At 55.3% G+C, this 21,965-nt stretch carries 19 protein-coding genes; 6 read left to right on the top strand and 13 right to left on the bottom strand.

All coding sequences use genetic code 11. The features are described from left to right. Window positions 1-178: 178 nt before the first annotated feature. On the bottom strand, window positions 179-2,965 hold the full coding sequence (locus tag ACR0CW_RS15875; protein ID WP_480788548.1) for a bifunctional aconitate hydratase 2/2-methylisocitrate dehydratase: 2,787 nt from the start codon (window positions 2,963-2,965) through the stop codon (window positions 179-181). Window positions 2,966-3,343: 378 nt separating this feature from the next. Between ACR0CW_RS15875 and ACR0CW_RS15870 the strand changes: the two genes are divergently transcribed. Together ACR0CW_RS15870 and ACR0CW_RS15865 are read left to right on the top strand one after the other, a co-directional pair. Beyond that, on the top strand, window positions 3,344-4,267 hold the full coding sequence (locus ACR0CW_RS15870) for an SMP-30/gluconolactonase/LRE family protein (protein ID WP_480788547.1): 924 nt from the start codon (window positions 3,344-3,346) through the stop codon (window positions 4,265-4,267). 216 nt (window positions 4,268-4,483) lie between these two features. After that, window positions 4,484-7,618 carry an ATP-binding protein gene (locus ACR0CW_RS15865; protein ID WP_480788546.1) on the top strand — a complete coding sequence of 1,045 codons (3,135 nt, stop codon included), beginning with the start codon at window positions 4,484-4,486 and terminating at the stop codon, window positions 7,616-7,618. On the opposite strand, the gene ACR0CW_RS15860 is transcribed toward ACR0CW_RS15865, so the two are convergent. The 11 genes from ACR0CW_RS15860 to ACR0CW_RS15810 form a co-directional block, all read right to left on the bottom strand. After that, window positions 7,615-9,012 carry a Dyp-type peroxidase gene (locus ACR0CW_RS15860; RefSeq protein WP_480788545.1) on the bottom strand — a complete coding sequence of 466 codons (1,398 nt, stop codon included), beginning with the start codon at window positions 9,010-9,012 and terminating at the stop codon, window positions 7,615-7,617. The genes ACR0CW_RS15865 and ACR0CW_RS15860 overlap by 4 nt on opposite strands. After that, window positions 9,009-9,725 carry a hypothetical protein gene (locus ACR0CW_RS15855; RefSeq protein WP_480788544.1) on the bottom strand — a complete coding sequence of 239 codons (717 nt, stop codon included), beginning with the start codon at window positions 9,723-9,725 and terminating at the stop codon, window positions 9,009-9,011. Before ACR0CW_RS15855 ends, ACR0CW_RS15860 begins: the two co-directional genes overlap by 4 nt. Before the next feature lie 4 nt (window positions 9,726-9,729). After that, complete coding sequence (locus ACR0CW_RS15850) at window positions 9,730-10,743, bottom strand: catalase (protein ID WP_480788543.1); 1,014 nt, start codon at window positions 10,741-10,743, stop codon at window positions 9,730-9,732. Between the two features lie 161 nt (window positions 10,744-10,904). Continuing rightward, window positions 10,905-11,954 (bottom strand): patatin-like phospholipase family protein, encoded by a 1,050-nt coding sequence (locus ACR0CW_RS15845; RefSeq protein WP_155147973.1) that lies wholly within the window; start codon window positions 11,952-11,954, stop codon window positions 10,905-10,907. 186 nt (window positions 11,955-12,140) lie between these two features. Then, complete coding sequence (locus ACR0CW_RS15840; RefSeq protein ID WP_480788542.1) at window positions 12,141-13,328, bottom strand: NnrS family protein; 1,188 nt, start codon at window positions 13,326-13,328, stop codon at window positions 12,141-12,143. Window positions 13,329-13,338: 10 nt separating this feature from the next. Further along, entirely contained in the window at window positions 13,339-13,578 is a 240-nt protein-coding gene (locus tag ACR0CW_RS15835; RefSeq protein WP_155147970.1) for an NnrT protein, read from the bottom strand. Then, the gene (locus ACR0CW_RS15830) at window positions 13,575-13,748 is read right to left on the bottom strand and encodes a protein NnrT (protein WP_480788541.1); all 174 of its coding nucleotides are present in this window, start codon (window positions 13,746-13,748) and stop codon (window positions 13,575-13,577) included. The genes ACR0CW_RS15835 and ACR0CW_RS15830 overlap by 4 nt, the downstream gene beginning before the upstream one ends. A gap of 1 nt (window position 13,749) precedes the next feature. Beyond that, window positions 13,750-15,636: a nitric oxide reductase activation protein NorD gene (locus tag ACR0CW_RS15825; protein ID WP_480788540.1), complete on the bottom strand. Its 1,887-nt coding sequence runs from the start codon at window positions 15,634-15,636 to the stop codon at window positions 13,750-13,752. Window positions 15,637-15,641: 5 nt separating this feature from the next. After that, window positions 15,642-16,436, bottom strand: a complete 795-nt coding sequence (locus tag ACR0CW_RS15820; RefSeq protein ID WP_480744374.1) for an AAA family ATPase — start codon at window positions 16,434-16,436, stop codon at window positions 15,642-15,644. A 3-nt stretch (window positions 16,437-16,439) separates the two neighbouring features. Continuing rightward, window positions 16,440-17,789, bottom strand: coding sequence for a cbb3-type cytochrome c oxidase subunit I (locus ACR0CW_RS15815; protein WP_480744372.1), 1,350 nt, complete (start codon window positions 17,787-17,789; stop codon window positions 16,440-16,442). A 21-nt stretch (window positions 17,790-17,810) separates the two neighbouring features. Beyond that, window positions 17,811-18,263 (bottom strand): c-type cytochrome, encoded by a 453-nt coding sequence (locus tag ACR0CW_RS15810; RefSeq protein WP_155147961.1) that lies wholly within the window; start codon window positions 18,261-18,263, stop codon window positions 17,811-17,813. 119 nt (window positions 18,264-18,382) lie between these two features. On the opposite strand from ACR0CW_RS15810, the gene ACR0CW_RS15805 reads away from it, so the two are divergent. After that, on the top strand, window positions 18,383-18,598 hold the full coding sequence (locus tag ACR0CW_RS15805) for a DUF1858 domain-containing protein (RefSeq protein ID WP_480788539.1): 216 nt from the start codon (window positions 18,383-18,385) through the stop codon (window positions 18,596-18,598). 8 nt (window positions 18,599-18,606) lie between these two features. On the opposite strand, the gene ACR0CW_RS15800 is transcribed toward ACR0CW_RS15805, so the two are convergent. Continuing rightward, complete coding sequence (locus ACR0CW_RS15800) at window positions 18,607-19,317, bottom strand: Crp/Fnr family transcriptional regulator (RefSeq protein WP_170335652.1); 711 nt, start codon at window positions 19,315-19,317, stop codon at window positions 18,607-18,609. 156 nt (window positions 19,318-19,473) lie between these two features. Between ACR0CW_RS15800 and ACR0CW_RS15795 the strand changes: the two genes are divergently transcribed. Genes ACR0CW_RS15795 through ACR0CW_RS15785 form a run of 3 tightly spaced genes read left to right on the top strand, consistent with a single transcriptional unit; the run spans window position 19,474 to window position 21,952 of the window. Continuing rightward, window positions 19,474-19,905, top strand: coding sequence for a pseudoazurin (locus ACR0CW_RS15795; protein WP_480788538.1), 432 nt, complete (start codon window positions 19,474-19,476; stop codon window positions 19,903-19,905). A gap of 60 nt (window positions 19,906-19,965) precedes the next feature. Next, entirely contained in the window at window positions 19,966-21,183 is a 1,218-nt protein-coding gene (gene nirK / locus ACR0CW_RS15790) for a copper-containing nitrite reductase (protein ID WP_155147955.1), read from the top strand. 19 nt (window positions 21,184-21,202) lie between these two features. Further along, the gene (locus ACR0CW_RS15785) at window positions 21,203-21,952 is read left to right on the top strand and encodes a formylglycine-generating enzyme family protein (protein ID WP_480788537.1); all 750 of its coding nucleotides are present in this window, start codon (window positions 21,203-21,205) and stop codon (window positions 21,950-21,952) included. The last annotated feature ends 13 nt before the right edge of the window (window positions 21,953-21,965 follow it).

Here is a 21,965-nt window from a genome sequence, read left to right as displayed (position 1 = left end):
ATCGCAAGGTTTCATCATCATTATCCGGTCAGGCGCAAAGGCGCACCAATAGCCTGATAGTTTTGGACACGATCGATCGCTCTGGCAGATCACCGATTTCTGACCGGAAACCCAAACCCTGCTTGTGATCAAACCAAGAGAAAACCCCCAAAACTGTTAGTCCTGGTGGTTCTGATTGTTAGTAGTGAATCGAACGCTGACCCGGTGTTTTCTGCAGAGGAGGCGCAAATTTTGTCAGGTCAATTCCATCTACAGCGCGCTTGTATTCATCCATGTTCGGGGTGCGACCCAGAATGGCCGACAGGACAACTACAGGAGTTGATGCCAACAGTGACTCGCCCTTCTTCTCAGCCGAGTCCTCAACAACCCGGCCCTTGAACAGGCGCGTGGATGTGGCAAGAACGGTATCACCTTTTGCGGCTTTTTCCTGGTTACCCATGCAAAGGTTACATCCCGGACGTTCAAGATACAGGATGTTCTCATATTCGACCCGAGCTGCGCTTTTGGGTGCCGCATCGTCGAATTCGAACCCCGAGTACTTTTGCAGAACTGCCCAATCGCCCTCTTCCTTCAACTCATCAATGATGTTGTAAGTCGGGGCCGAAACAACCAGCGGAGCATTGAACGAAATCTTCTCATGCGTTTTTTCAAGGTTGCGAAGCATCTGTGCGACGATCTTCAAATCACCTTTATGTACCATGCATGAGCCGACAAAACCCAGATCAACCTTCTTTTCACCGTTGTAGTAAGAGACAGGCCGGATCGTATCATGTGTGTACCGCTTGGAGACGTCTTCATTGTTGACGTCAGGATCTGCAATCATGGGCTCGTCGACCTGATCCAGATCCACGACCAGTTCTGCAAAGTAGTTCGCATTCAAGTCAGGGGTCAGGGCCGGTTTTGAGCCGGATTTAATCTCGGCAATGCGCTTATCGGCGATGTCGATCAAGCCCTGCAGAGTCTGGGCCTGATTGTCCATTCCCTTGTCGATCATGATCTGGATTCGGCTCTTGGCGATTTCGAGCGATTCAATCAGCGTTTCGTTTTCGGAAATACAGATCGATGCTTTGGCCTTCATCTCAGCCGACCAGTCGGTGAAGGTGAATGCCTGATCTGCGATCAGCGTGCCGATGTGAACCTCGATGACGCGTCCCTGAAAGACATTGTCCCCGAATTGCTTCAGCATCTGAGCCTGCGTTGCATGCACCACATCACGGAAGTCCATGTGATCCCTGAGGGTTCCTTTGAACGTAACCTTCACGGATTCAGGGATTGGCATCGTTGCCTCGCCTGTTGCCAAAGCAAGTGCAACGGTTCCCGAGTCCGCACCAAATGCTACGCCTTTGGACATACGGGTATGAGAGTCGCCACCGATGATAACTGCCCAGTCATCGACCGTGATATCGTTGAGGACTTTGTGAATCACGTCCGTCATGGCGTGGTATTCACCCTTTGGATCCCGTGCGGTGATCAGGCCGAACTTGTTCATGAAACTCATGAGCTTTGGGATGTTTTCCTGCGCCTTGAAATCCCAGACAGAGGCGGTGTGGCACCCGGACTGATACGCACCGTCAACAGTCGGTGAGATCACGGTCGCGGCCATGGACTCAAGCTCTTGTGCAGTCATCAGGCCGGTTGTGTCTTGCGAACCGACGATGTTCACCTTGACCCTTACGTCCGACCCGGCATGCAGGACGGCCCCGTCGGCGACACCAACTGCATTCTTGTTGAAGATCTTCTCAACCGCGGTCAGGCCTTGTCCTTCATGCGAGATCTCTTTGGACGCAGCAAAGACAGGTGGCGTTTCAACGCCGAGTGTCTGTGCAGCGAAGTTCTGAAGCTTTTTACCAAACACGATCGCATAGGAGCCGCCGGCCTTGATGAACTCGACTTTTTGCGGGGTCAGTGACGAAGAGATGTCAACCAGCTCTTTATCGCCGTCATAGAGCTTTTTTGTCTTGGTGTTGATTGTCAGCACAGTGCCATTATCAACCGAGTAGGCTTGCTCAAGCACCGGTTCGTCATTGTCATCCAGGACTGGCTGACCGTCTGCATCAAGTTTCTTGACCCAGTTTTTAAGGTCAATCCCAATGCCGCCTGTCACTCCGACGGTTGTCAGAAAGATCGGCGAAATACCGTTCGTACCGGCCACAATCGGTGCGATGTTGACGAATGGTACATAGGGGCTTGCCTGCTTACCAGTCCACAAAGCCACGTTGTTCACGCCCGACATCCGGGACGAACCCACGCCCATGGTCCCCTTTTCCGCGATCAGCATAACGCGCTTGTCTGGGTGCTGCTTCTGCAGTTCCTGAATTTCGACCTGAGCCGCTTCGGAGATCATGCACTTGCCGTGCAATTCACGGTCAGATCTGGAGTGAGCCTGATTACCAGGCGAAAGAAGGTCGGTCGAAACATCACCTTCTGCGGTAATGTATGTTACAACCTGAATTTCCTCATCGATGTCGGGAAGCTTGGTAAAGAACTCGGCCTTGGCGTAGCTTTCCAAAACTTCTTTGGCGACCGCATTACCAGCGGCGTAGGCAGACGCCAGGCGGTCAGTATCTGCTTCATACAGAAATACCTGTGTTTTCAGCACTTCGGCCGCTTGCTGAGCGATCTCCAGATCATCTCCCAGTGCCAGATCAAGAAGGACGTCGACGGAAGGGCCACCCTTCATGTGCGACAAAAGCTCAAAGGCAAAAGCCGGTGAAATCTCTTCAACGGTTGCCGCGCCCAGAATGATCTCTTTCAGGAACCCCGCCTTTTCGCCTGCAGCGCTGGTTGTGCCCGGCAAGGTGTTGTATACGAAGAACTTCAGGGATTCTTGCCTGTGTTCATTTTCAACATCTTTTATTTGCGAGATGATTTCTTTTGTGAGCGCGCCGTCTTCGATAGGCTTTGGGTGCAGCCCCTGCCCTTTGCGCGTTTCAATCTCATTTAGGTAGTCTGTGAACAGGCTCATGATTTTCCCGACGTATAAGCGTTAAATGAAGCTTGAACGATGGGCCTCAGCAGTGACTGGCGAACCCGGAGAAGCTTGCTGTATGCGGCGGTATACCAAAAGAAACAGAGTTGCAAGAAATACGGCTCGTGGCATGTTGCCCCACCTGACCCATACCTGAAAGTTGCTTGCAGCGTCAGGTTTGGTTCGCCTCCTGCTCCCCATTTGGCAGTGAAGAGTTTTCACCCTGCAACTTCGACATCACGATAGCAGAAGTAGCCGGATGTCCGTCTTGACCCAGATTCCAGTTCCGGCGTTTCTTAACAGCGAAAAAGTAAATCATCTGGCCTGCAGTGAACTCACAGTGTTATTGGTCAGCATGATATGAGGAGGAGCGGTATGTCATTGAAACTGGAAGAAATGTGCAGCGGGCTGGGATTTCCTGAAGGCCCTGTGGCTATGGATGACGGATCACTGCTTTTCGTCGATATCAAAGAACAGACACTGCTGCGCCTCAGCGAAGATGGCAAAGTCAGCGTAGTTGCTGAAATTCCCGGGGGTCCGAATGGCATAGCCATCGGGCCTGATGGCGCCGCGTATGTTTGTAACAATGGTGGCGTCTACAGCTTTGTGCCCTACGGCCCCGAGCAAATTACGGTCCCCGCCCCGATACGACCGAACTACAAGGGAGGATCAGTCCACCGTGTGGATCTGGACACTGGGGAAGTAACCCAACTCTACGATTCGTATGACGGAAAGCGCCTCATCGCTCCGGACGATATCGTTTTCGACACGTCTGGGGGATTTTGGTTCACTGACACGGGCATTCAAGATGAAGAATCGACGCGATATGGCGGCCTGTATTATGCAACCATCGACGGAAAATCCCTGACCAAAGCCGCCACCATACCGATGCCAAACGGTGTGGGACTGTCCCCAGATGGCAAGACTGTTTACGTATCAGACACTGTTTACGGACGTCTCTGGGCGATGGAAATCACTGCTCCCGGTAAAGTGAAGCCGGGACCTTTGCCTGGAATGCCGGGAAATGTTGTTCAAACGCTACCCGGATACCAGTGGCTTGATAGTCTTAAGGTCGAAGAAGACGGACGTGTTTGCGTGGGAACATTGTTCACCGGTGGCATCACAGTATTCAATCTCGACGGAACCACGGAACACGTTGAAATACCTGATCTTTTCACAACCAACATGTGCTTTGGCGGCAGTGACATGCGTGACCTGTGGATTACCGCTTCAAGCACAGGCAAGATCTACAAGACCAGATGGCCTCGACCCGGATTGAAACTTGTTTATTCAGCCTGATCTCAAAAACAAGATCGACTTTGCGCAATCAGCAACTCGGATCAACCCATAGCTGTGTAATGCGTGACATTTTGGCTGCCGTTCAATGAACCTTGGTCACGTGATGTTGCGTAAGTCTGGCGGGACAACCTTTGCTGTAGTAGATAGGTTTTTCAGATGGGGGATGTTGCGAACATACCAGTGTCACAGCAAGCTAGCCTTGGTGAAAGACGCCAAGTGTCCGTGTTGTTCGCGGACATGGTCGGTTATACCGCTATCGTTGCCGAACTTGGCGAAGAGAAGGCCCTCAATTTTGTCCGCCTAACTTACGAGACGCTCACTAACGCTGTTGAGGAGCACGGCGGTACAGTACGCGACTTTGCTGGCGACAGCATCATGGCTCTGTTCGGCATCCCAGAAGCACTTGAAGATGCAGCACTGCGCGCATGCCGGGCAGCGATGGCGATTCACAAAGCCCTGGCGACAGCAGCGGATGATCTGGAAGCAGAATTCGGGGTGCGCCCACGCATGCGTGTTGGCATCAGTTCCGGAACTGTCCTGATGGCCGCTGTGCAAGGCGAGGACGGACCAACAACTGCTGTTGGCAGCACGGTCAATCTCGCGGCGCGCATTGAGAACCTTGCACCGCCAGCTGGTACCTTGATGTGCGATACGACACGTCGTCTGGTCGAATGGGTCGCCGATCTGAGCTTCAACGGTGAGCATCAGATCAAAGGTTTGCTGAAACCGCAGAAGCTCTGGCAATTGCAGTCGGTCAGCAATGATGCAACACGCTTTGATGCCTCGATTGCGCGTGGGCTCAGCAGCTATGTCGGGCGAGTTGGGGAACTGAACCAGCTATTCGATGCGCTGGCCAATGTAGATGACGCCTTGTCCGTCATTGATCTGGTCGCTGAGCCCGGCTTGGGCAAGACGCGCCTTGTGTTCGAATTTCTTAAGAGAGTACCTTCCGAAGAAGCCTCGGTTCTTTCCGGCTATTGCTTTGCGGATGGTCAGCAGGTGCCATTCCTGCCCTTTCTGGAAATCATGCGCAGTGCGTTCAAAATCCGCGAGGCTGATGACCCGACAGAAGTAGCTCGTAAGCTGGAAAAGGGACTGACCGCCGCGGATTTACACTCGGCTGAAAACTTGGGCTTACTGCTCAACTTGCTGGGCCTGAAACCTCCCGCAGGTGCTCTTGACGGGCTTGATGGAGTTTTGATCGGTCTGCGCACGCGCGAACTGCTGCCAGCTTTGATGAAGGCAAAATGTGCGCATGGCAAAGTGATCCTGCTGATTGAAGATGCACATTGGATCGATTCCGCTTCAGAAGAGCTTGTTCGAAATCTGGTTGAAAGTGGTCAACAGAATAACCTGCTGATCATCCAGACACGGCGCCCGGAATATACTCCGGGTTGGAATGCGCAAGCCGGTGTGACAACGATTTCGCTCGGCCCGTTACCGTCTGACGATATTACCTATCTGGCCCAGACGCGGCTCGGGGTAGACACATTGCCGGACGATCTGGCTTCTCAATTGACAGAACGTGCTGGAGGAAACCCTCTATTTGGAGAGGAGCTACTAGGTTTCCTGCTAGATGAAGGCACCCTGAGAGTTGATGCAGGACGAGCCTATTTCGAAGTTGGCAAAGGTGAGAATGAACTGCCCGTAAGTATGCGTGGCCTGCTCGCCGCCAGAATGGAACACCTCAAACCAGAAGACCGAGAGTTGTTGCAAGCGGCTGCTGTCATTGGACGGAGGTTTGATCCTGGCCTGTTGTCTCAACTGGTTGAAAAGCCCGGCGACGTAGGGGCAGCGCTACAAAGGCTGCAAGCTCTAGACGTTCTTTATCGGGAAACCAACTCTTCCGACTATATTTTCAAACATGTCCTGCTGCGAGACTCGGTGTACCAAAGCCTCGTATCAACTCGCCGGTCGGCACTGCATCTGGCCATCGCGGATATGTTGGAGTTGAGAAACTCGAACCGACTTCAGGAAGTTGCTGAAACCCTTGCCCATCACTATGGGCTCACAGATCGAACGGATCAGGCCTTCAAGTACAGCACTTTAGCAGGTGTAAAGAGCTTGGGCATCTACTCCCTTGACGAAGCCAACAAGTACTTTGTTTCTGCGCTCGAACTTTATCAAAGCGATCCGGGCTGCGCCACGAATGAGCAATTTGTGGAGTTTCTTGCAGATTTTGCCTTGTGCTCGAATATTTCGATGCGTGTGCTCAAACTGATCGAACTAGCTGATAATGTTCGGCCGATCCTCGAAGAAGCTGGAGACAGCAGCCATCACGCCCTTTTCCTGCATCACTACGTTTCCTGTCTCGTCTGCAATGGAAAATTCCGCAAGGCACATGGTGTTCAGCAAGAGCTGACCGCAATGGCTGAACGACTTGGTGACCCGGCCTCCCGAGCGTATGCCATGGTTAATGAACTATCGGTGTCCATCTACTTTGCACCGATTGAAAACGATCTGTTCAACGCCAAGATCGCCGAAATCGAAAGCTATCTGGAAAAGATTGAAGACGCCTATATTCAGAACTTCTTCCTGGCGACCATCGGTTGGAATGAACTCAATCGTGGTCGGGTCGCTGCGGCACATGCCAATTCGGATCGAATGATCGCCGTTGGCAAGGCCAAGAACGATCCACGCTCGCTTGGTTACGGCACCGCGATGAAAGCCCTGATTGCGATGGTCACTGACGACCATGAGCTTGCACTAAAAATGGCAGAAGAAGCACGACGCCAGTCACAGGTCGAATTTGAGTTGGCCATCGCCGAAGTTGCGCGGGTCAGTTCGATGATACCCTTGGGCAAACCGGGTGCCCTTGAGACGGTCAAACAACATATCAGCACATGCGATGCCAAAGGCTGGGCATTATTCACCAACGGCCCAGCAACCATGCTGGGTGTCGCCTACGCTCTGAATGGTCAGATTGCCGAGGGGCTACGCCAGATCAAAGATGTTATTCGCCAGCGCGACGAAGATGGTACCCAAACCGCTGCAGACTGGGGCCGCCTCTTCCTATGTGAAATGCATCTGGCCATTCTCACGGGTGAAGGTGGAGGATCGCTTGGCGTCTTGTTCAGAAATCTGCGCTCGATCCTTCGGGTCATGATCTTTGGTGAAAAAGAAATGATCGCCATGATCGAACACATTCGCAAGAATCCGCAATTCGACAGTGGCGGTCATTATATCGCACGCTGCGACATGATCATGGGCCTGCTTTACAAGGCAAAAAAGAAAAGGCCCTTGGCCGTGGAGCACCTGCAGCGGGCCCGTCTGGTCGTGGAAACCGCGGGCCAGTCGCCGATGCTCACACGGATCGATACCGCGTTGAATGAGCTTTTCCTAAGCGCCTAATTAGTCAACTCTGACAGGTACTTGATCGCAGCAATGCTTGGCAGGAACGTATAGGCTCCGCCCCGCGACGTGATCAGGCGGGGAATGCCGCGAATGCGGATCGTGTCACCATCCGGCAATCTCATATCGAACCAGCTGGTTTCAGCTGTGTTGGCACCCAACAGTGGATCATTGGATCCGGTGATGGTCGGATCATGAAGACCAAGATTGATCCAGTCGCACATAACCGCTTCGAACTGCGCACCTATATTGGCTCCGATGAAGCTGCCAAGCAGTCCGCGCTCATGACTGTCCGGTTGCTGAGGATCGAAATCCGGACCGTATGACATCCCGCGCCGCACGAGCCGCCTGGTATAATTGGCAATGCGCTGCACGATGGGCCCGCCACGAGGGTTACCGCGTCGCAAGTGAGAACCGGCCGGGCAACGAGAATTGCGCGTGTAGTCGAAATTGGTTAGTGAGACCGGCTCTTCGGGGAATTGCGCATCTGGGGACAACTCGTAGGGCACACCATTGCGCCATCTACCGCACATCTGTGCGGCAACGACCTCACGCAATGCGCCATGCAGATCCAACCCCTCGCCAATCCGGTCCAGATTTTCAGGATCAGCCAGTTGCGTTGCTTCAGGATGCTCCATCAACTCGGTGGCGGCCTGATCCAGATAAGCTTCGAAACCCACAACATCCTGCGCGAGAATGCGGAAGGCGTTGAACGACCCATTGAACCCCAACTCATGGGGCGTAGGGACCCGAAACGTTACCCCTTCCTGACGTGTGGGATAGCCCAGCAACGCCGTACCAAGTGGATCGATGGGTTCATCCACACCTAGCTGATCCGGATCGATGACATGTTTGAAGCGTGGCTGCGAGATGCCGTCAACATAGCCAAAGAACACCTTGCCTTCAGGCAGGTTTCGCCCGTTGCGCACGCCCAGAACATCGAATGCACCTGCCACCTGTGCCTGAACCTCATCCAAAGGTTCTTCGGTATCCGCGTGTATCGAGGCAATGATGTGCACACGATCCGGAGTATCGAAGGGCGCAGGCCAGTTTTCGGGGGCACTCTCCCCGAAATCACCAATCTTCATGGCGCGTTTCGCCATACCCTGACGGAATTCAGTCGGGAATGTATCCAGATGCTCTGATGGCGTGCCCAGCGCACGCAAGCCTTCAAATGTCACACCGATATTGAAACAAACCGCAGGCTTCTGGCGCCAGGTCGTGTCCCGTGTGATCGCCGGAACATCCGGGTTGTTCCCATCAACCGAAGCAGCCAGAAAACTTCTTGCCGCTGCCAGATCATTAACCTCAAGAATGAGATGTCTTACAAAGTTGCGGCGATAGCCACGCAGGATGTTTCCCTGAATATCGCCGAGATCGAAAGCCTTGTTCACCAGCCCACTCCGAATTTGCTGCGTACTTGAGCGGCAGAAACACCGGGATAAGCGCGGTAACCGCCACCCAGTGAAATGTTGGGATTTGCATGCAACTGCAGGATCAGATCGCGCGGTAGCGAGCCAATCATGTGCGGCGGATCATTGGGAACTAGCCCTTTGGCTGCGTCTTGCAGACCGAACAAATCTGTTGGGAAGTCAGGCGCTTGAAACAGATCATGCTCATGCACCCAATCGATGAACTTCTCAACGTTGTGCTCGGTCGGCATAAGCTCACCACCGCCTTCGACCAACGACATAACATCGTTGAAGACACTGCCTATCGTTGTGATGAAATCCCGGATGTAATTGCTGAAATCGCCATCATAGACAGATATCATGCAGATGTTGTTTCCGATCAGCAAAAAGCGCGCAAAGTGCACCGTACCAACATTATCGAGACCGGCAAAAATCTCATCGACATTCTGGGCAATCGCCAACGTTGCCCGCGCCCGCCCTGCCGGTGACGGATCCTTCAGCGGCATGATGAGGTTCATCATCCTCTGAACATTTTCGCTGGGCTGCGGTGACGGGCGGGGGCCACCCGGCAGCTTTGGCTTCGGCTCTTTCCAGATCCAGTAGGGCACGACCACGTAGCGGGAGAGGAAATTAAACCATCCTCGCTCGGGCAAACTGTTGACATAGCGATTGAACCATCCGTTCCGGCTTGTCATGGCATTAACTCCGCGAAAATGGGCATGGTGATCCGTTCCGCCACTTGCTTGAAATCTTGTAGGATTCCTTGCGGATATGCAGCACCGGATCATCTGACGCCTCTATACCATCAGTAAGGAGGCCCGGATTGAAGCTGAGCTTTTCGCACTGCTCCTCCTGGTTCTCGGGTATGGCGTCGAGCGTGAGCGTTCCCATCATCACCCTTTGCCGATGCGGTGGCCAAGGTCGTGACGAGTCATTGAAGTCATCGCCTACTTCGCCAATTGTCATCATCAGTGAAAAACGAGCCGGTTCGTTAGCAATGCGGTCCATAAGTTCTTGCTTGAGGTAATCATCGACCGGCGTTTTGTTGGGATCGGTTCTGAGAACGCCCGCAATCGGCTGCCAGCTAAACCGCACCCAGCGGCGCGTGTTGTCAGGATCAGTAACCACGAAGGTGTGGACCGCGTGATATGCCGCACGCACATAACTCACCGGTGCGCCAATGGTTGCGGCCTGTAGCACGCCAAGCTGCGCATAGGCATTCTTGTCCGCAAAACGGATAGCTCCTGCATCGGGGCTGATGGTTTCACCCGGATATGGATCACGTTCGGGCAATCTCAGGTGCAGCAGTTCCAGAATTTTCTTCCACGGTGATTGCCCCTCATATGGCGCCGGGGCTGCCTCTAAAGCAAATTCCAGAAACGCCTCGGGCGTAGGGGCAAAAAACTCCGGCAAGGTCATTGCGATAAGGTCGGTGTCGCTCCCGTCAGACAGATGGAAACGTACCGCCATCCCCCGTACATCAGACCAGCCGTCTCGTATCGTTGCGCTGCCCGAACCGTTTGAAAACCGAACGATTACGTTTGTTTTTTCTGCTTTGAAATGCTCTGCAATACAGAAGTTGCCCGCGATCGGTGACGGTTCAAAAAATCCTGTGGCGCTGACACCAAATGTGTGAACGGGGCGCAACGAAGTGTCGCCATCGCTGCGCTGTAGAACTTCGACCAATTTCTCGGCAATGTTGGGATCGTCCATATGCCTCCCCTTCGCGTATGAACAAATAAGACTTGGGCGTTAACCTTTATGGTTTAGCCGCAATCGCAACAAACACTTCGCATTTTCTGGAAAGTGCCACAAAAACAAAGCGGGGTGTGTTCTAGTATCCCCAATCGATGTCCCGAAGTCTCTCAATAGGACTACCATCCACGAAGCATCTGCACCGCGCGCATCCAATCTTCGGATTCTTTGATAGACTGATAGGCTTCATCCATCAGATCATAGGCGGCGGGCTTGTGTGTCGACAGCCCTACAACCTTGGGCAACGGTGGGTTCAGGCGCACCAACCGATCTTTCAGCACCAGTCGCGCCATCCAGTACTGGTTCTCTGCCGATGTTGTCAGCAACAATTCAATCAGCGCACCGCGCGGTGCGTTCGAGGTTATCCCAAACCACTTTAGCAGACCCCAATCGTCAGGGTCCTTGATCATCTCTTCCGAGATATCCGTAGGCTGCTGACCGGTTCCGATCGACAACGCCTCGATTTGCTCAAGACCCTCAGCCCGATCTGCAGCTATCGCTATGTTGATCCCATTCAGCACCGGATTGTTCGCAAAGGTACCGCCATCAGCGAAGTACCCGTAATCAACCCCATCCGCCGTTATCAGGTGCGGTGGAAAATATGTCGGGGCCGCCGAGCTTGCCAATGCAACGTCAAGCAATTTGACCGCGCTCATATCCAGCCATGATCCATTGCCCAGATCCTGGTTGGTGACTGTAAATGGCGCCCAGCCGGCTTGGTCACTGCGATGCAGGCACACTGTATTGATGGCCATCACCAGATCCGAAGAAATTGATCCAACGGTCCGATCACCGACAAGGGTCTCGCCGATCTCAGCCAAACCGGTCGAATTATACTGCGCAGCTGTAATTCCCGGGCCACCGCCGAATTTGAATTTTCGAAGTACTTCATCGAGCGCTTTGTCTACCAGACTACGCTCATTCTCTCTGAAAATCGTATCCGCATCGTCACGATAATGCGATGCAAGATCCGTGATCAATGCGGTCAGGTCTTTTCCCTGAGATCTGCCATCCGCCAAAGCGACCGCTATCAAACCACCGGTCGACGTTCCTGCAAACCCATCGGCCTTTTCCAGAAACTGAGTTTCCTCCTGCAGACCCTGCAAGATCAAACATGTTAGATATCCTCTGATCCCGCCCCCATCGCAGGATACCAGCCTGAATGCCATCCGCCTTCATTCCGTTCGTTCGCTTCCAGTGCGTTTGATGATCACTGAACGGTTGTTCCAACTACCCCCGGAACTTTCCGTCAAATGTTCACACTGACTGCTTCGTTTCCCTCACCCTTTTTTATCACGTTAATAATTCCACGCCAGACAAGACCGCAAAGTCTGGGGCACTCAAATTGGTGTGATTTACACCTTCGCCTGTCTTGGCCGCAGCAAGAGAGGACCATATCCCCAGAGAAATCCGCCAAAAGACAGTAGCCAGAGCAACCCGGAAACTTCTGTCAAAACTGAAAAGCTATCCGCACCGAACCGAGCGATGACAGCACCAAAGAGCGAGCAATAGACAATGACAGTCAGCAGATTGGCATGCAGAGGTTGCCCGGTATGTCCAAGGGTAGCGCGGGTCATGACTGCTAAAGTCATCCCCCCGATGCCGCCCACCATCCACAAGTGTTGAACCGCGGCTATCCCATCACCTTTCAAAATGGCCATACCCAACACCAAAGCCCCGGCAGGAATGAATGCGTAAGAAATGTGCAGCACCCAAACCAGGGGCTCAGTAGCCGTGTGATAACCTTTCCAACGCAGCAAGCGCACCAGATGCAGAGCGCCAAGGGTACACAGCAGTAATGCAGACAAAGTAAGTTCAGGCGCAATAACCCAAATCAAAAGACCTGCAATCGTCAGCAAAAGCAGAAATTTATCGAACCGCTGCATGGGTGGCACGGGCAAAGACTGGCAATTGTGTTGAACCATCCAGTTGCGGGTAAACGATGGGATAATTCGGCCTCCAATGACAGCGATCATCATCACCGCCGTTGCCAACCCCAAACGCAGCCCTGCCCCCTGAGCTGCAAATTCGCCGGTTGCCGCTTCGATATGGAACAGCGCATTGGCTATGGTGAACGCCGCTAGCAGTCCCAAGATGATCAGGTTACGCCAGTTTTTACCTGCCACGATCTCTCTCAGAACGACGTACCCTAGTACAACGGTGAAAGACAAATCGACCAAGGCATCCGCCCACGGCGGCAGGTGCGCAGAAAAAAGTAATGCGACCCGACCTGCGATCCAGAGAGCAACCAGCCCAAAAAGGGGCCAGCCAACCAGTGGAAGTCTTCCGGTCCAGTTCGGCACAGCCGTCAACAAAAAACCTGCCAGAACGGCATTTAGGTACCCAAACAGGAATGCGTGAGCGTGCCAGGAAACCGGATCAAACCGCGTAGGCAGATCAAGCGCACCCGATAACGTCGCGATCCATAGCAGCATGGAAAACACGGCCCAGACCGCACTTAACAGAAAAAATGGGCGAAACCCAAAGCTGAGCAACGCTGGTCCGTTCCAGGCTCGCATTTGCTCCGACGACGTTTGTGCCATGAGGTGTCTCCTAATTCTTATTGAGACCATCCGCGACATCCATCAGGTGCCGGATGTGGCGTGCAAAATACCAGGTTGCAGGCAGGCCAATAAGACAGCCCAATACGATGGACCACCCGGTTGAAATGACCGGAACTCCCAGCCAGCTGAAAATCAGCGAGGCAAAGAACACATTCACCGCCGCAGCCCCTGCACCGAACGGATACAAGGCCAGCGTTATATGTATGGTGGACCAGCCTTGTCGGTTCATCTGCGCGCGACCAGCCGTTGCACTGCAATCAGCGCGATGATCAAGGCGATGCTGCCGATGGCAAACCAGAACTCTGCTGTCGAAGATTGTGGTTGTGGGATGGGACGGTCGAACCCATCGGACCAGGCTGGGGCGGCGACAAGTGTCAGGAATATAGCTGCAATACGCATGTCAGGTCTCCTTCGTCAGAGTGCGGTAGATATCGGGTAAGGCGCGCGTCAGGCGCTCGGGTGAGGGCAACAGAGTAAATCCGCCACGCCCGAAGATGCGCGCAAACCAATCCTGTCCGTCTTCGTCGATGACAACACCGTGCAAGCTCAGACCGGCACGGCGTGCTTCGCGAACGGCCATATGACTGTCTTCGATCCCGTGCTGACCTTCGTAATGGTCCAGATCGTTTGGCTTACCGTCGGTCAGCACGATCAGTAACTTATGAGCCGACGGCTCCTCGGCCAGCTGGGCACTGACGTGACGGATCGCAGCCCCCAATCTCGTGTAGTGCCCGGGCGTTAGCGCGCCGATATTTGCCGTGATTTCTGCGCTCATCGGGGCGTCGAAGGTTTTGCAACGGGTCAGGAAAACCCTGTCACGCCGCAACGAGGAAAACCCCCAGATGCCCAACCGATCACCTGCGGCATCAATGCCCGCCGCCAATGCGCTCATGGCTTCGCGCGCAACTTCGATCACCGAGGTATCACCGATGGCCGCCTCGGTTGATCGCGAGCTGTCGATCAGGAAAGCGACGGACAGGTCACGCTCGATTTGACGGGCCGCTTGCCAGATACGGTCTGAACCGCGTCCCGTCGCGGCAAGATCGGCACGCGTGGTCAGCAACGCGTCCAGATCCAGCTCTGACCCATCGACCTGCCTTGGCTGTAGAATGCGGCGGGGACGCAGTGCCTCAAACTGTCGGCGCACCTCGCGGACGCGGCGTTGGTTCGGAACGAACGGCTGTGAGGCATCCGGTTGAGCCGGTGCATCCAGCACACGGCAATGACCTTCCATGTAAGATCGTGAACGATGGTTCCATTCGGGATAGGTATGCTCACCGGCCAGAGCCTCGTGATCGGCATCGGCGGGGGAAAGATCAAGATGCAGGCGCAGGCGCGTGGCCGCCTTGCGGTGCTGTTTCGACAGAATGATCTCGTCCTGATCCTCGGCCGCTTTCTGGGCGTTCTCGTCATCGTCGTCATCGACGCTGCGGTTGATATTCATCGACTCGACCCATGACAGGATCGATTCAAAGCGGTGGATGATGAAGCTATCCTTCCGGTTCTGCTGGTCCTGATCCCTGCGGTGGCCCAGTTTCCGGCTGGTCAGCGCCGCATTGGGCGGAGGGGCCGCAGGATCAGCCTGTTCTTCGGTTGCCGCCGCACCCGATCCGGGGCGGGCAAAGCGCAGCCAGATCGGCACCGGGGCAAAGGGTTTATAGCCGCGCGGGGCGGTTTCGACCCCGATCACCGGTGTCGCACCGCAGAGCTGATCGCGGATCGCGGTTTCGATCTGTGCCTCGGGTGTCGGGCGCATCACGTCGGGACGTGTGGCGGCACAGTGTTCTGCCATTCGGGCGTAGTCTTGGCGCAGGCCCGGGCAGCGGGCATAGACCCGGTCGGCGGTCACGGCGTTGGCGCGAATTTGCGCCCCGTCCATGGCGGGGCCGTCACCTTCCAGATCGAAATTGGCCATATCACTGACCGCCGCCAGCGCGGTCAGCCAGAAATAAGCGGCGCGATTTAAGCGTGACTCCGGGAAGGCGGCGATGACCGGAGGCAGCGACAGGCGTTCGCCGTCGTAACCGGCCACCCATTCCCGGTCCCGCTCGGCCCCCAGATTGCGGCGGACGGGTCGGCGGTGACGCACCAGCGTCGCGGCGGCCTCGGCCAGTTCCACGCCGGGCGCTCCGCCCAGCGCACGGAACAGGACCGCAAGGCTGGGCTGGACCGAGGCAAGGGAGATACCAGCCTCGGGATAGCTGACATGCACCGCGATCCCGCTGGCCATCTCGTGCCAGAGATTGCCAACGGTTTCTTCGGGTTCCATGAGATCGAGAAGTCGCATGACGCTTATCCGTAAATGGTGGCAACCAGATCGCGCAGCGCCTGCTGCATGTCGGTCTCGTCAGTCAGGGGTTCGACGATGGCAGCCTCAATCGCCTGGCTGACCCCCATGCCCCCGGCCATCAGCGTGGCGGCATAGATCAGCAGACGGGTCGAGACGCCCTCTTCGAGGTCCATACCCGACAGCGCCCGGATATGACCGCCCAGACGGACCAGAGGCGCGACACGGCCCGGTTCAAGACGACTTTCGCGGGCCACGACGGCGATCTCGGTCTCTTCGTTGGGGAAGTCGAACGAGATCGACAGGAACCGCTGCCGGGTCGAGGGTTTCAGCCGCTTCAACACGTTCTGATAACCGGGGTTATAAGAGGCCACGAGCATGAAGCCCGGAGGCGCCACCAGTTCCTCGCCGGTGCGGTCGATCATCAGCGTGCGGCGCGTGTCGGTGAGCGGGTGCAACACCACGGTCACGTCCTTGCGGGCCTCGACCACCTCATCAAGGTAACAGATGCCACCTTCGCGTACTGCGCAGGTGAGCGGGCCGTCGACCCAGACGGTTTCCCCGCCTTTGAGCAGGTAGCGCCCGATCAGGTCGGCCGCCGACAGATCATCATGGCAGGCAACGGTATAAAGCGGTTTGCCCATCTTGGCCGCCATATGTTCGACAAAGCGTGTTTTTCCGCAGCCGGTCGGCCCCTTCAAAAGAAGGGGCAACCCATTGTCATAGGCCGTCTCGAACAGCTCGCATTCACGCGCGACAGGCTGATAGAACGGCAGGGTTGGAGGGGTTTGCATGTTCATGATTTACTCTCCAGGAACCGAGCTGACCGAGCCGGGCGTGATGATCTCTTGCTTGCGCACGACCAGCATCGAGTAGATGAACAGAAGCGCACCGATCACCACGGCGGCACCGGCGCCGAACCGCATCAGGTAGAAGACGGACAGGGCGTCCTGCACATCCATGTAGTAGTCGCCGACCACCCGCTGCATATGGGTCTGGATGGTGCCCGCGAAAGTCAGCACGAAGGTCATGAACGCCATGCCGCCGGTCATCAGCCAGAACGAGGCCATATTCAGCACTTGATTGTAGGGCGCGCGGCCCCGCAGCATCGGCATCGCGTAGGTGAAGACCGCCAGGTTCAGCGCCACATAGGCCCCATAAAAGGCAAGGTGACCGTGGGCTGCGGTGATCTGCGTGCCGTGGCTGTAGAAGTTCACCCCGTGCAGAGTGTGCAGGAAGCCCCAGACACCGGCGCCGAAAAAGGCCACGGTCGAAGACCCCAGCGACCACAGAAGCGCCGCCTTGTTCGGGTGGTTCTTGCGGCCCTTCCAGACCATGACGAAGGCAAAGCTCATCATCAGGAAGAAGGGGATCACCTCGAAGGTCGAGAAGATCGAGCCGATCCACTGCCAGTAGCCCGGCAGACCGATCCAGTAGAAATGGTGCCCGGTGCCGAGAATGCCGGAGAACAGCGCGGTGGCGACGATGACATAGAGCCATTTTTCCACCACTTCACGGTCCACGCCTGTCAGCTTGAGCAGCAGGAAGGCGAGGATGGCGGCCATCACCAGTTCCCAGGTCGCTTCGACCCACAGGTGCACGACGAACCACCAGTACATTTTGTCCAGGCTGAGGTTGTCCGGGTTGATGAACGCAAACACCCAGAGCAGCGACAGCAGCCACAGGCCCATCAGCAGCACATTGGTGATCGCCGTTTTCTTGCCCGCCAGAACGGTCATTGAGACGTTGAACAGAAAGATCAGCGCCGCGACGAGGATGCCGAACTTGACCCACAGGGGTTGTTCAAGAAACTCTCGTCCGCCGTGGATGCCGACCAGATATGAGCCGACCGCACCCAGCGTCCCCACCAGCAGGATGATGAGTTGCAGATAGGCCAGCTTGACCGAGTAGATCTCGCGCTCGGATTCCTCGGGTATGAGGAAATACGCCGCCCCGAAAAAGCCGAGCAGCAGCCAGACGATCAGCGCGTTGGTGTGGATCATGCGGATGATGTTGAACGGCAGAAGTTCGGATAGGAAGTTCGGCGAGACATAGACCCAGCCAGCCAGAAGCCCGCCCAGCACCTGAATGCCGAATAGGGCTATTGCAGCCAGAAAATAGTAATACGCCACTTTTTGAGATTGGTATTTCATGTGATTTCTCCTTCGTGCCGCTTAGCCAGCGTCGTTGGGCGGCCAGCCCTGCGTGTCGGTCTGATCCGCCCAGCGAAGGAACTCGGCAAGGCCGCGCATCTCTTCTTCGGTCAGATCGAAATAGGGCATCTGGCGGCGGCCCTCGACGCCCGAGGGCTGCGCCTTCATCCAGCCATCGAGGATTTCATAGGCGTCCTCGGGCGAATCCATGACGTCCCAGCGGGTCATGACATTGCCCAGCTCAGGGGCGAAATAGGCGCCTTCGCCGTGCAGGCTGTGGCAGTTGATGCAGGAATGGCGTTCCCAGACATGTTTGCCCAGAACGACCTCTTCGCTGAGTTCCATGCCTGCGGTTGACGTATTAACCACGTAGCGGTGGCTGTGGACGGTCATCGCCACGAAGATCACGACGAAAAAGATCGAGCCCCCGTAGAAGATGTTTCGCGCCCGCGATTTGGTTAAGATTTCAGCCATGCGTCGGCCTCCTTCAGATCGGGATGCCTATTGCTAGCCCGAGCGAAGAAGGCACTGTTTGCGCCAGCGCAACGTTTGGAACGGTTCCAAGCCTAAAGTCGAGGGTGAGAGGAACCCCAATGCCTTGCCCGAACATTGACGATCCAGACCTGACGCTTGCGGATCTTATGACGCGATGGCCGCAGACAATTCGTGTTTTCCTAAAACATGGAATGTTATGTGTCGGATGTCTTGTGAACCCGTTTCACACCATCTCAGACGCCTGTCTGGAATACGATCTGGATGAAACGGCCTTTTTGGAAGAGCTGAAGAGCGCAATTTCCAACTGTGCCTGACCGGGCGGCTAGCCCTGGCTGAGCTCGACCAGCGCGTGGGGATCGCATACTTTGATGCGCTTACGTTTGCTTTCAACGATTCCCTGCTTTTCCCATGCGCTCAGCAATCGGCTGACCGTATGCAAGGTGGTCGCTGTAAGTTCCGAGAGATCCTGTCGGGTGATGGGAAAGTCAATCTCAATCCCATCCTCCACCTTGCGACCGGTCTGATTGATAAGACGCAACAGCGCGTTAGCTACGCGCTGTTCCACCTGTTGCGTCGCAAGCTCCACAATACGGGTGTTCATTTCTCCTACACGGTGGCCAACCGTCTTGTAGGTTTCAGTGGCGAAGCCGTCGTATTCGGTGACGAAAGTATCCCACAGTCTGGTGGGCCAGCTCAGCGCAATGGACTCTGTCGCCGTGACCGCCGTGGCCGGATAAGTCTCGCGCCCGATCGCCTTTGCAATTCCCAAAAGTTGACCAGCGGGGATATGCAACGCGGTGACCTGTTCACCGGTCTGCGTAACCCGCACCACCCGGACGTAGCCATCCAGCAACATGAAGAAACGATCGGCCGGGTCCTCTTCTTCAAAGATGTGCGCGCCCGCTTCATAGCGGCGCGAACTGGCCTGATCCAAAATCGTTCGGATTTGCCGACGATCCAGTTTTGAGAAGGGTGGCAAATGCGTCAGCAGGCTTTCATCAAGCCGCGGCAATATTTTCTTGGCTGCTTCCATCATGGCTTACCTGATTTGGCACAATCACAGCCGCAAAACCAGATCGTAACGGTCAGCGTTTCCCGAAAACGCAGCAAACCTTGCGCCAGCGCAAATTGCAGATCGCAGAAATCAATAGAGTCAGGCCCAAGAGATCATTCAGGAAAGGACAATTCGATGATCCGCACGCTTACAACCAGCGTTGCACTGGCCACCCTGCTGGCTGGTGCCGCCTTCGCGGAAACCTTCGAGGTGCAAATGCTAAACAAAGGCAGTGATGGCGAACGCATGGTGTTCGAACCCGCGTTCATCCAGGCTGCTCCGGGCGACACGATCAAGTTCATCGCATCGGACAAGGGCCACAACGCTGAAACAGCCAAAGGCATGCTTCCTGATGGTGCCGAGCCCTTCAAGGGCAAGATCAACGAGGAAATCGAAGTCACGCTGGATACCGAAGGCGTCTATGGCGTGATCTGCAAACCCCATTACGCGATGGGCATGGTGATGACCATTGCGGTGGGTGACGTCGCGGTTCCCGAAGATTTCCTTGAAGGCCGCGTCCCCAAAAAAGCCAAGGCGCGTTTCACAACTCAACTTGAAAACTTCTGATCCCCGATACGGCAGCGAAATTCTTACCCGCTGCACCCATCCGACCTCAAGGAGGATACCATGACCAAGTTCATCAACCCCGGCCTTATGAAAACCAGCCGCCGCAATGTGTTGCGAGGATCGGTTCTGGCAGGCGCTGCAGCAATGACCGGTGCAGGTGCCATGGCAGCTCGTCGTACACCAATGCCGCTCAAGGCAGATGCAACCTCGGCAAAACTCTACAAAGTTGCGGGTGAACAAACGGCTGACAGCACAGCCAAACCGGCGGATTTGTCTGGCTATACCCGTGTTAAACAGGAACTCGTTGCACCACCCTTTGCACCAGAGCACGAGCAGGTAGCGACAGGCGGACCAAAGATCATCGAAATCACCATGGAGACAACCGAACGTCTTATGGTCGTTGACGAGGATACCGGCGCGTCTGTCTGGGCACTAACCTACAATGGTTCAGTCCCAGGCCCGCTGATCATCTGCCACGAAGGCGACATGATCGAGTTGACGCTGCGCAACCCCGAAGACAGTGTGATGGAGCATAATATCGACTTCCATGCTTCGACTGGTGCCTTGGGCGGCGGTGGCCTGACCCACGTCTATCCGGGCGAAGAGACTGTTCTGCGCTGGAAGGCGACCAAACCTGGTTGCTTCACCTATCACTGTGCGCCAGGCGGAGCGATGATCCCGTATCACGTCACTCACGGCATGAATGGTGCGGTGATGGTATTGCCACGCGATGGCCTGAAGGACAAGGACGGTAACCCGCTGAAATACGACAAGATTGCCTATATCGGTGAGCAGGATTACTACCTGCCCAAAGATGAAAACGGCGAGTTTAAAACCTACGAAGTTGCAGGGGATGATTACGCCGACAGCTTGGATGCGATGCGTACTCTGACACCGACCCATTCGGTCTTTAATGGTGCGGTTGGTGCTTTGACTGGTGAAAATGCGCTCAAGTTCAATGTGGGCGAGACGGTTCTGATGATCCACAACCAGGCAAACCGTGACACCCGTCCGCACCTGATTGGTGGTCACGGCAACTATGTCTGGGAAACTTCGTTCAGCGATGATCCTCTGACCGGTGTCGAAACTTGGTTCGTTCGCGGAGGGTGTGCAGCGGCTGCGATGTACACGTTCGAACAGCCCGGCGTTTATGCCTATGTGAACCACAATCTGATCGAAGCTGCACTTCTTGGAGCTACCGCGCACTTCATCGTTGAAGGAGAGTGGGACAATAACCTGATGGAACAGGTTGTAGCACCCCGCCCATTTGCAACCTGATTTCGGGAACCAAACAATCATGAAAACCGTCGCCACACATAAATTCACCCAACCGATCGTCATCGTCGGGGTTGGTGCAGCAGTGGCGGCGGCTCTGGCCGGAGGGGTGTTCTTGCTGAACACCCCTCTTCCCGCATCTCAACCACTGCCAGAAATGGCTGAAAGACCGATTCCTCTGCCAGATGGTGAACAGCTTTATGTACAGCGCCACGAGGTGACAGTTGCAGAATGGAACTTGTGCCATGCCGATGGCGGTTGCACCCTGAAATTGCGGACTCGCAATGGGTTCACACCCGATACAACGCCAGCAACCGGTCTCAGCTTTGTTGACGTTTCCGAATATCTTCGCTGGTTTAACGAAGCTACGCGACACGATTTCCGACTGCCCACAACCGCCGAGTGGGAACATATGGCCCAAACGGTCCTGCCAGAAGAACCGGATCCTATCTTTACCGACCCATCGCTGACTTGGGCCTCAAGCTACCTCAATGAAGGCCTCACACCCAGAGCTTTGAAGCCACAGGGCAGCTTTTCAACCTCGCCCGAAGGTGTCGTTGATCTGGATGGTAGCGTCTGGGAATGGACGCAGGAATGCTACTCAGGGACAGAAGCCGATCCTGATCGCTGTCCGGCCTTTTTCGTCGGCGGCGAACATCTGGCCGCCGTGCCATTCCTTGTTCGCGACCCCGCCCGAGGTGGCTGCGCTGTTGGCTCGCCTCCTGCTCATCTGGGTATGCGTCTGGTATCGGATACACCGGTCGGAAGTTAACAGGTCAGATACC

It is taken from the genome of Ruegeria sp. CH6 (assembly GCF_056537005.1).
The sequence above is the reverse complement of the archived record's forward strand: the minus strand, read 5'-3'. Positions and strand labels throughout refer to the sequence as shown.